The 7,426-nt window shown below is 69.9% G+C and carries 8 protein-coding genes; 6 read left to right on the top strand and 2 right to left on the bottom strand.

Going from position 1 to position 7,426, the window contains the following annotated elements; translation table 11 throughout:
- The first annotated feature begins 116 nt into the window (after window positions 1-116).
- The 5 genes from EAO70_RS10955 to EAO70_RS10935 are packed head-to-tail and all read left to right on the top strand — an operon-like array spanning window position 117 to window position 3,406.
- On the top strand, window positions 117-863 hold the full coding sequence (locus EAO70_RS10955; protein ID WP_148002797.1) for an amino acid ABC transporter ATP-binding protein: 747 nt from the start codon (window positions 117-119) through the stop codon (window positions 861-863).
- Between the two features lie 13 nt (window positions 864-876).
- The gene (locus EAO70_RS10950) at window positions 877-1,833 is read left to right on the top strand and encodes a glutamate ABC transporter substrate-binding protein (protein WP_261992799.1); all 957 of its coding nucleotides are present in this window, start codon (window positions 877-879) and stop codon (window positions 1,831-1,833) included.
- Window positions 1,785-1,889: a CocE/NonD family hydrolase C-terminal non-catalytic domain-containing protein gene (locus EAO70_RS10945; RefSeq protein WP_315986231.1), complete on the top strand. Its 105-nt coding sequence runs from the start codon at window positions 1,785-1,787 to the stop codon at window positions 1,887-1,889. The genes EAO70_RS10950 and EAO70_RS10945 overlap by 49 nt, the downstream gene beginning before the upstream one ends.
- A gap of 18 nt (window positions 1,890-1,907) precedes the next feature.
- On the top strand, window positions 1,908-2,552 hold the full coding sequence (locus tag EAO70_RS10940; protein WP_148002796.1) for an amino acid ABC transporter permease: 645 nt from the start codon (window positions 1,908-1,910) through the stop codon (window positions 2,550-2,552).
- Window positions 2,549-3,406 carry an amino acid ABC transporter permease gene (locus tag EAO70_RS10935; protein ID WP_148002795.1) on the top strand — a complete coding sequence of 286 codons (858 nt, stop codon included), beginning with the start codon at window positions 2,549-2,551 and terminating at the stop codon, window positions 3,404-3,406. The genes EAO70_RS10940 and EAO70_RS10935 overlap by 4 nt, the downstream gene beginning before the upstream one ends.
- Before the next feature lie 37 nt (window positions 3,407-3,443).
- Here EAO70_RS10935 and EAO70_RS10930 read toward each other — a convergent pair whose 3' ends face one another.
- Window positions 3,444-5,000, bottom strand: coding sequence for an alpha/beta fold hydrolase (locus tag EAO70_RS10930; protein ID WP_148002794.1), 1,557 nt, complete (start codon window positions 4,998-5,000; stop codon window positions 3,444-3,446).
- Window positions 5,001-5,245: 245 nt separating this feature from the next.
- Here EAO70_RS10930 and EAO70_RS10925 point away from each other — a divergent pair, with 245 nt between their 5' ends.
- Window positions 5,246-6,574: a cytochrome P450 gene (locus tag EAO70_RS10925; RefSeq protein ID WP_148003009.1), complete on the top strand. Its 1,329-nt coding sequence runs from the start codon at window positions 5,246-5,248 to the stop codon at window positions 6,572-6,574.
- Here EAO70_RS10925 and EAO70_RS10920 read toward each other — a convergent pair.
- Window positions 6,525-7,256, bottom strand: a complete 732-nt coding sequence (locus EAO70_RS10920) for a hypothetical protein (protein ID WP_148002793.1) — start codon at window positions 7,254-7,256, stop codon at window positions 6,525-6,527. The two genes, EAO70_RS10925 and EAO70_RS10920, sit on opposite strands and share 50 nt — an antisense overlap.
- Window positions 7,257-7,426 lie beyond the last annotated feature (170 nt).

The following is a 7,426-nucleotide window of genomic DNA, read 5'->3' as shown; positions in this document are numbered from 1 at the left end:
CCCTCTCGCAGTAAATACGGCTTATCGAGGTTTCATGCGTGTCGGGCGTGAAGTCCCTTTTCCGGTGGATAGCTTGCGCTGACTCGACACCGCTGAGAAATGGGGCAGGGCAGCGTATGGCCGTCGCCGATCCGCTGATCGAACTGCGTGGCGTGAACAAGTACTACGGCTCGTTGCACGTCCTCCAGTCCATCGACCTCACCGTCGGCCGGGGGGAGGTGGTCGTCGTCATCGGCCCCTCGGGATCGGGCAAATCCACCCTCTGCCGTGCGATGAACCGCCTGGAGAGCGTGGAGTCGGGCGAGATCGTCATCGACGGGACGCCGATCCCCGAGGAGGGCAGGGCCCTCGCCCGCCTCCGCGCCGAGGTCGGCATGGTGTTCCAGTCGTTCAACCTCTTCCAGCACAAGACCGTCCTGGCCAACGTGTCCCTCGCCCAGGTCAAGGTCCGCAAGCGCAAGAAGGAGGAGGCGGACCGGCGTTCGCGCGAACTCCTCGACCGGGTCGGACTCGCCGCCCACGCCGAGAAGTACCCGGCCCAGCTCTCCGGCGGCCAGCAGCAGCGCGTGGCCATCGCCCGCGCCCTCGCCATGGACCCCAAGGCGCTCCTCTTCGACGAGCCGACCTCGGCCCTCGACCCGGAGATGATCAACGAGGTCCTCGACGTGATGCAGCAACTCGCCCACGAGGGGATGACGATGGTGGTCGTCACCCACGAGATGGGCTTCGCCCGCTCGGCGGCCGACCGGGTCGTCTTCATGGCCGACGGCAAGATCGTCGAGGACCGCGTCCCGGAGGACTTCTTCACCGCCCCGCGCAGCGAACGGGCCAAGGACTTCCTCTCCAAGATCCTCAAGCACTGAGCGGGTGGCGACCATGCAGCGTACGCACCGCGCCCGGGCCGTCCTCGCCCTGCTGCTCGCCCTGACGGCGGCGCTCGCCGGCTGCGGCCGGGAGGGCAGCCCACCCGTCAAGGGCCCACAGCCCGGCGAACTCCCGGTCTACCAGGTCCAGTCGGACTTCACGCTTCCGGAGTCCAGCACCTGGACCCGGGCGAAGAAGCGCGGCCGGCTCGTCGTCGGTGTCAAGGAGGACCAGCCGTACATGGGGGAGAGGGACCCGGCCACCGGCCGGTACTCCGGCTTCGACATCGAGATCGCCAAGATGATGGCGGCCTCCCTCGGCTTCGAGCCGGACCAGATCGACTTCCGCACCATCGCCTCCGCCAACCGCGAGACCGCCCTGCAGAACGGCCAGATCGACTACTACGTCGGCACCTACACCATCAACGACAACCGCAAGAAGCTCGTCGGCTTCGCCGGGCCCTACTACCTGGCCGGCCAGTCCCTCCTGGTCCGCGCCGACGAGGACGACATCCACGGGCCGCAGGACCTGGCCGGCAAACGGGTCTGCTCGGCCGCGGGCTCGACCCCGTACCAGCGCATCGAGAAGGACTACCCGCGGGCCGAACTCGTCGCCTACGACACCTACTCCGCCTGCGTGGACAACCTGCTGACCTACCAGGTCGACGCGGTCACCACGGACGACACGATCCTGCTGGGCTACGCGGCCAAGGTCCCGGACGAACTCAAGGTGGTCGGCAAGCCGTTCTCCGAGGAGCCGTACGGCATCGGCGTCCCCCGCAACGACAACGCCCTGCGGTTCGCCCTCGACGACGCCCTCGCCTTCCACGAGAAGAACGGCGACTGGAAGAAGGCCTACGACGCCACCCTCGGCCTCTCCGGAGTGCCCGCCCCGACCCGGGCAAGTCCTTCGGCGTCGACCTGGAGCTGTTCTCCACGGCGTACGACGTTCCCGCGGGGCACCGCCTAGCCCTCGTCGTCGACACCGTCGACCCGCTCTACATCGAGCACAACCCGGCGAACTGACGAGAGGAGCCACCCGACATGGACGTCCTGACGGACAACTTCTCGCTGTACGCCGAGGGATTCCTCGGCACCGTCGAACTCACCGTCTACGCCTCGGCGCTGGCCCTGGTCCTGGGCTTCCTCATGGCCTCGTTCCGGGTCGCCCCCGTGGGCTCCTTCCGGGTCTTCGGCACGGTCTGGGTCACCGTCCTGCGCAACACCCCGCTGACCCTGCTCTTCTTCGCCGTCATGCTGGGCCTGCCCCGGTTCGGACTCGTGCTGCCCTTCAAGCTCTTCGCGGTCCTCGCGCTCGGCTGCTACACCTCGGCCTTCATCTGCGAGGTGCTGCGCTCCGGCATCAACACGGTGCCGCGGGGCCAGGGCGAGGCCGCCCGCAGCCTGGGGATGAGCTTCACCCAGTCCCTCGGCTCGGTCGTCCTGCCGCAGGCCTTCCGCACGGTCATCCCGCCGATCGGCTCCACCCTGATCGCCCTCGCCAAGAACTCGGCCATCGCCGGCGCGTTCAGCGTCACCGAACTCCTGGGCACCTACAAGACCCTGAGCGAACTCGGCTACAACATCGTCTGGACCTTCGTCTGGATCGCCGCCGGATACCTGCTCATCACCCTCACCATCAGCGCCGTCTTCAACGTCCTCGAGAAGCGCTGGGGAGTCGCCCGATGACCGATTCCACCGCCCTCTACGACATCCCAGGCCCGCACGCCAGGCGGCGCCACCTCCTCTACGGCCTCGCCTCCACCGTCGTGATCCTCGCGCTGGCCGCCTGGATCCTCTATCTCCTCTTCGCCAACGACCAGTTCACCGCCACCAAGTGGTCGCCCTTCCTCTACGAGGGCATCCAGCGGCTGCTGCTCGAAGGCCTCGGCAACACCCTGAAGGCCTTCGCCTACGCCGCCGTGCTGTCACTGGTCCTGGGCGCGGTCCTCGCCATCGGACGCCTCTCCGAGCACCGGGTGCTCCGCTGGACCGCGACCGTGCTCGTCGAGTTCTTCCGCGCCATGCCCGTCCTCGTGATGATCTTCTTCATCTTCGTGGCGCTCCAGGTGCAGGCGCTGCCGGCGCTCGTCGCGGGACTGACCCTCTACAACGGCTCCGTCCTCGCGGAGGTCTTCCGCACCGGCATCCACGCCGTCGCCCGCGGCCAGGGCGAGGCGGCGTACGCCCTCGGCATGCGCAAGACGCAGGTCATGACCTACGTCCTGGTACCGCAGGCCGTCCGCGCCATGCTCCCGGCCATCATCAGCCAGCTGGTGGTCGCCCTCAAGGACACCTCGCTCGGATTCCTCATCACCTACGAGGAGTTCCTGCACGCGGGCAAGCTGATCGCCTCCAACCTGGACTACGACCTGCCGTTCATCCCGGTCGTCCTGGTGATCTCACCGATCTACATCGGGATGTGCATGCTGCTCTCCTGGTTCGCCACCTGGGTGGCCCGCAGGGAGCGCCGCAACCCGAAGACGAAGGCCGTGGACGTCGGTCCGGCCGAACCCGAGACGCCGCTGCCGGGACCGCGGTAGCGAGCGAGAGCCGCACCCGCCCGGCAGCAGCCGGTGATCACTCCGTTCGCAGCGGTACCGACACGTACGACGGGTCGGCCGAGGGGGAGGAGAAGGTCAGCTGCGCGCCGGTCGGGTTGTGCTCGATGTAGAGCGGGTCGACGGTGTCGACGACGAGGGCTAGGCGGTGCCCCGCGGGAACGTCGTACGCCGTGGAGAACAGCTCCAGGTCGACGCCGAAGGACTTGCCCGGGGTCCTGTCGTGGAAGGTGTACGGGGCGTTGCTGACGAGCTTCCCGACACCGAGCGGGCCCACGTCGTACAGGTAGGCGACCAGAGTGCCGCTCGACTCGGTGGAGGTGACGGTGGTGTGCACCTTCACGGTGCCGCGCACCCGCTGCGGGGTGTCGTACCGCTCCGACTGCCAGACGCCGGCGAAGGGGCGGGGGAGGAGGGGGACGGAGACCATCGGCGGGACGCGGAGGAACTGGTCGAGGGCGTTGGTGAGCAGGGTGATGCCGCCGTTGGCCCCGGAGTCCACGTTCGCCCGGATCCGCTGGGTGCCGCCGAGGTCGAACTTCCGCTGGTTCGCGTGCACGGACTTCCAGTCGGGGTAGCCCTCGTATCCGCCGGTGGACCGGGACGTGAGCTGGACGGGCTGCTCCCGGTCGATGCCGTTGTCGACGCCCTTCAGGTAGCGGTCGAACCAGCGGTGGGCGCTGGTCCAGGTGTCGTTGGGCAGCCCGAACAGACCGGTGGCCTCGGCCGTGGCGTGGTCGCCGGGGCGGAACTCGAGCCGCTTGGGGCCGGTGAGCTTCTCGAAGAAGCTCGCGTACTGGTTGGGCGGGAAGATGGTGTCGCCCCAGGCGTTGCCCAGCATGATCGCGGCGCCGTTCGCGTTGATGCGGTCCAGCTGCTCGACGGGGGAGCGCTTGCGGCCCCAGGCGATCATGTCCTCCTCCTTGTCCAGGTTGGAGGAGAGGAAGTCGTCCAGGACCTGCTTGAGTTCGGGTCCGGGGCGGCCGGTGAGGTACCCGGCGCCGCCGAGCAGCCCCGCGGCCTGGACGTGCTGGGTGCGGCCGCTGTAGATGGACTCGATGAGGTCGGCCCAGCCGCTGAGCGCGGCGACGGCCTTGATCCGCGGGTCGTGGGCGGCGGCGAGCAGGCTGATCCCGGCGCCGTACGAGACGCCCGCCATGCCGACCCGGGCGGGGTCGGCCTTGGTGTGCGCGAGGGCCCAGTCGATCACCTTGGAGGCGTCGGCGATGTCCTTGGGTCCGGCGGTCTCGATCTCGCCGCCGGACTGCCAGAAGCCGCGGGAGTTGTAACTGACGACGATGTAGCCGGAGTTCGCGAGCATCTTGGCCTGGACGAGGTACTCGACCTGGGGCATGGCCCAGCTGGTGGGCAGCACGATCAGGGGGTGGCGGGTGGTGTCCGTGGACCCGTCGGGGGTGGCGACGTTCGCCTTGAGGACGGTGCCGCCCTCTCCGACGATGTCGACGAAGCGGAGGGTTCCGGCGGACTCGTCGGCCTGGGCGGCGGGTGCGAGCCCGAGGGCCGCCCCGGCCACGAGGGCGGCCGTGGTGGCGAGGGCCAGGGGTGTGCGTCGCACGGGTCACTCCTCACTGGGTACTGCTGGGGACGCAGTACGAGGCGCTGATGGGGGGCAGTGAAAGTGACCCGACGGTAACCGGGAGTCCTTACCCGTGGTAACCGGTCGGTAAGTTACGTGCGGGTAACGATTGTGGCGCGCGCCGCCCGGCCCGCCCCGAAGCGGGGCCCACGCACCGGGAAGCGCCCGGCCGGACGCCCGGACGGTGCCGCCGGTCCTGCGGAAGGTGCCCCCGCGCTGCCATGATGGCTCCGTCTTCACACCTGCCGGGAGGTGCGGTGCAGGAACCGGACGGCGTCCCCGACGTCTTCGACCCGCGGATCTACGCGACCGGGATCCCGCACGACCGCTTCCGGGCGCTGCGCGACCGCGCGCCCGTCGCCCGGCAGGAGGAGCCCGGGATCCTGGGCTGGCCGGCCGGCCCCGGGTTCTGGGCCGTGACCCGGCACGCCGACGTCGTCCGGGTCCTGAAGGACTCCCGCACCTACTCCTCCTGCCTCGGCGCCACCCAGATCCGCGACCCCGACCCGGCCGACCTGCCCTTCATCCGCCGGATGATGCTCAACCAGGACCCTGCCCCCGGCTCTCGACCGCCCACGGGCCGGGGAGACCCCAACGACCACGGCCGGCTCCGGCGCCTGGTCAGCAGGGCCTTCACACCCGGGCGGATCGACCGCTTCGCGGCCACCGCCCGCGAGCGGGCCCGGCAGCTGCTCGCCGCGGCGGTCGACGCCGGGGGCGATGTGGACGCCGTCCGCGCCGTCACCGACGACTACGCCCTGCTCAACCTCACCGACCTGCTCGGAGTGCCCCCGGGCGACCGGGGCCTGCTGCACGCCTGGACCGAACGGATCATCGCCTACCAGGACCCCGACGAACCGCCCCTCCTCGACGCAGAGGGCCGCCCGGTCAACCCGCGCTCACCCGCCCGACTGGCCGAGATGTTCGACTACGCCCAGTCGCTCGCCGCGTACAAGCGCGACCATCCCGCAGACGACGTCATGAGCGTGCTCGCCGCCTCCGAACTCGCCGACGCCGAACTGGAGATGTTCTTCTTCCTGCTCACCGTCGCCGGCAACGACACCGTCCGCAGCGCCGCCCCCGGCGGCCTCCTCGCCCTCGCCGAGCACCCCGGCGAACAACGCAGGCTCTGGAACGGCGAGGTCGGCACCGACACGGCAGTCGACGAACTGCTGCGCGTGCACCCGCCCGTGCTCTCCTTCCGGCGCACCGCCGCCACCGACACCGAGCTGGCCGGACAGGCGATCCGCCGCGGGGACAAGGTCGTCGTCTTCCACGCCTCCGCCAACCACGACGAACGCGTCTTCGCCGCACCGCACCGCCTGGACCTCGGCCGCGCCCCCAACCCGCACGTCTCCTTCGGCGACGGACCGCACGTCTGCCTCGGCGCGCACTTCGCCCGGCTTCAGCTCCGGATCCTCCACGAGGAACTGCGCCGGACCTGCGGCGGCATCGAACTCGCCGGAGAGCCCCGGCGCCTCGTCTCGAACTTCATCAACGGCGTCAAGTCGCTGCCGCTTCGGCTGCGGGAGCCGTCCGCGCCGCCTCCGTGACATCGGCCACCAGCTCCACCACGTCCGGGCCGTACGCCTGGGAGTTGACCACCTTCAGCAGCAGGACGAAGGAGCGGTGCCGGTGGCGGCGCGCCAACACCGGGAAGTGCTTGGCCAGATAGCGGGTCGCCGCCTGGTTGGTGATGGCCCGCTGGCCGCAGAACAGGAACACCGGACGCCGGTCCTCGCCCGCCATGAGCCGGGCCAGGAGCACGTACTCCTCGACGCCCGGCTCCATGCGGTAGTGCTCCGTGCCGATCCGGAACGACCCTTGGTCCGGGCCCCGTTCCGCGTCCGTGTTCACCGTCAGACCGGGCAGCAGGGTGGTCAGATGGGCCGCCGTGCGCCGGTTCGACCCCGGGCCGCCGACACAGAACTCCGTGCGGTCGCCGAAGCCCTGGTGCGCCTGGTCGTGCGGCAGGATGCGGGCGTGCGCCCCGCACTCCTTGATGAGCGTGGAGAGTTCGAGGAGCGCGAACACGTCGAAGCGGTGCACGGCGCCGTTCCCGCCGGCCTCCTTGTTCACCACGAGCAGGCATTCGGAACTCCCCGGCAGGCCGAAGAACTCCTGCTTGCGGCGGAGGGCCCGCCGCCAGAGGGACGAGCGGCCGAGCCAGCCGAGCGACGCGCTGACCCCCGTCGCGAGGACCCCGAGCACGATGTTGCGCAGGTCTTCGTTCATGGGCGCGCATGCTAGCGGGGAAGCGCCACTCCGTTCGAGGCGGTCCTGACGGAAGGCTCCGGGGGAAGTTACGCTGCGCGGACGGTCGTTGACTGGAGGTAGGGAATGCGTCGCTCCACCGCTGGGAAGGTCTCCGTTCTCGCCGTCGCGGCGACGGTGAGAACGGAGAC

The organism is Streptomyces sp. adm13(2018), assembly GCF_008042145.1.
Taxonomy (GTDB): domain Bacteria; phylum Actinomycetota; class Actinomycetes; order Streptomycetales; family Streptomycetaceae; genus Streptomyces.
Note: the sequence above shows the minus strand (reverse complement) of the source record. Positions and strands in the feature narration are given on the sequence as shown.

Bases quoted from the DNA above. Each gene is read 5' to 3' on its own strand.
- EAO70_RS10920 (WP_148002793.1), bottom strand. From the start codon at position 7,256: ATGAACGAAGACCTGCGCAACATCGTGCTCGGGGTCCTCGCGACGGGG.
- EAO70_RS10950 (WP_261992799.1), top strand. From the start codon at position 877: ATGCAGCGTACGCACCGCGCCCGGGCCGTCCTCGCCCTGCTGCTCGCC.
- EAO70_RS10955 (WP_148002797.1), top strand. From the start codon at position 117: ATGGCCGTCGCCGATCCGCTGATCGAACTGCGTGGCGTGAACAAGTAC.
- EAO70_RS10940 (WP_148002796.1), top strand. From the start codon at position 1,908: ATGGACGTCCTGACGGACAACTTCTCGCTGTACGCCGAGGGATTCCTC.
- EAO70_RS10935 (WP_148002795.1), top strand. From the start codon at position 2,549: ATGACCGATTCCACCGCCCTCTACGACATCCCAGGCCCGCACGCCAGG.
- EAO70_RS10925 (WP_148003009.1), top strand. From the start codon at position 5,246: ATGGCTCCGTCTTCACACCTGCCGGGAGGTGCGGTGCAGGAACCGGAC.